The organism is Rhodospirillales bacterium RIFCSPLOWO2_02_FULL_58_16 (genome assembly GCA_001830425.1).
Classification (GTDB): Bacteria; Pseudomonadota; Alphaproteobacteria; order Rhodospirillales; family 2-02-FULL-58-16; genus 2-02-FULL-58-16.
In genome coordinates, this window is sequence record MIAA01000014.1 from 119293 (window position 1) to 120642 (window position 1350).

At 59.3% G+C, this 1350-nt stretch carries 2 protein-coding genes and 1 pseudogene (1 of these 3 only partly in view); all 3 read right to left on the bottom strand.

The features are described from left to right. Positions 1-335: 335 nt before the first annotated feature. Entirely contained in the window at positions 336-572 is a 237-nt protein-coding gene (locus A3H92_07990) for a hypothetical protein (protein ID OHC75973.1), read from the bottom strand. A 78-nt stretch (positions 573-650) separates the two neighbouring features. Next, a complete protein-coding gene (locus A3H92_07995) occupies positions 651-914 on the bottom strand; it encodes a hypothetical protein (protein OHC75974.1) in 264 nt (87 codons plus the stop codon). Between the two features lie 239 nt (positions 915-1153). Continuing rightward, a pseudogene (locus tag A3H92_08000) lies at positions 1154-1350 on the bottom strand (aminotransferase); it runs 1363 nt beyond the window's last position.

Consider the following 1350-nt stretch of genomic DNA (forward strand, 5'->3'; position numbering starts at 1 on the left):
GATGGATTCCAAGCTGTGGCTGCGTCTTACCGAGAACCGCATGCCGATGGGCGTCGATATGGGTGAAGACCGTGACCCCAGCGCTCTTGACATCATGTTCAAGTGGATCAACCAAGGGGCCAAGTGTAACTAAAGACTGATAACCGGCTTATTTGGTTATGATTATCTCGCGGCGCCGTTTGTTGCTTAACGCTTGTGCGTTGGTTACGACGGCGCCGCTTCTTTTTGCCCGCAATTCTTACGCCGCCGCCGAGCAGGAACTAAAAATCCTGGGACGATGGAAAACGGGGAACGGCGTTCTCAGCCCCTTCACGGTTGACGGCCCCCGCCTCTATTTATCCGGCGACAAGACGCTGGAAGCCTGGGACATTGATCGCGGCGAACGCCTGTGGCAACAGCCGCTCAGCGCCGGGTCGTCTTTCCGTCCCCGCTTGGCCGAGGACCGCATCATCACCGGCGGGCATCATCAACTGGCGGTTTGGAACAAGGCCGGCGGCGAGCCGCGCTGGAGCCGCGCCCCCAGGGAGGGGCATCAGTTGGGTTTGCCCCTGTACAACGACGGGCGCATTCATTTCGGCGAGGGATCGGAGCTGATCACCGTTGACGTCGAGACCGGCAAGACGCTGTGGACCTTCCCCACCGTGGAAGGCTCACAGGTCGGCTATGCCGCCACCGTCTATAAGGACACTATTCTTGTCGGCCCCGGCGCCGGCCCGCTGTACGCCCTGTCGGCCAGGGACGGCAAGCTTCTGTGGAGCATCGACAACAGCGTCAAGTGGCAGTATCTGCGCCAGCTTCACGTCTCCGGCGATATCCTTGTCGCCGGCGGCTACAAGGACAATCTGTTCGGCATCGACCCGGCCCAAGGCAAGATTATGTGGGGCTTTGAGTCCGGCAATTTCATCAATTCCCATCTGGTGGTCGGCAATATGGCCTACTTCTGGTCGTCGCGGGGCTGGATATTCGCCATCAACATCAAGACCGGCGGCGTGGTCTGGCGTCACCGGACCATGGACTATCAAAAGAAGTGGCTTGAGGAAAACTGGTCGGCGGTGATGGCGGAAATCGTTTCCGACGGCAAGAGCATCTACATCCTCGACATGAAGGATGTCCTGCGCATCCTTGACGCCAAGACCGGCGACAAGACGGCAACCTATAAGCTTCCCATCCAGTCCAGGTATTTCATCACCTTGATTCCCGGCACGCGGCGCATGGCGTTCGGCTCCCGCGAGGGCGATGTCCTGCTCACCGAAATGCCCTGACCTGATAATTGCTCTCTTCCGTCACCGCCGGGCTTGACCCGGCGGTCCACGTCTATCCACTTGTCCGTTTCCTGGTGAAAAGACGTGG

Coding starts and splice junctions, on each gene's coding strand:
- A3H92_07990 (OHC75973.1), bottom strand. CDS start 572: ATGAATGCGCCCGTCGTTGTACAGGGGCAAACCCAACTGATGCCCCTC.
- A3H92_07995 (OHC75974.1), bottom strand. CDS start 914: ATGGGAATTGATGAAATTGCCGGACTCAAAGCCCCACATAATCTTGCC.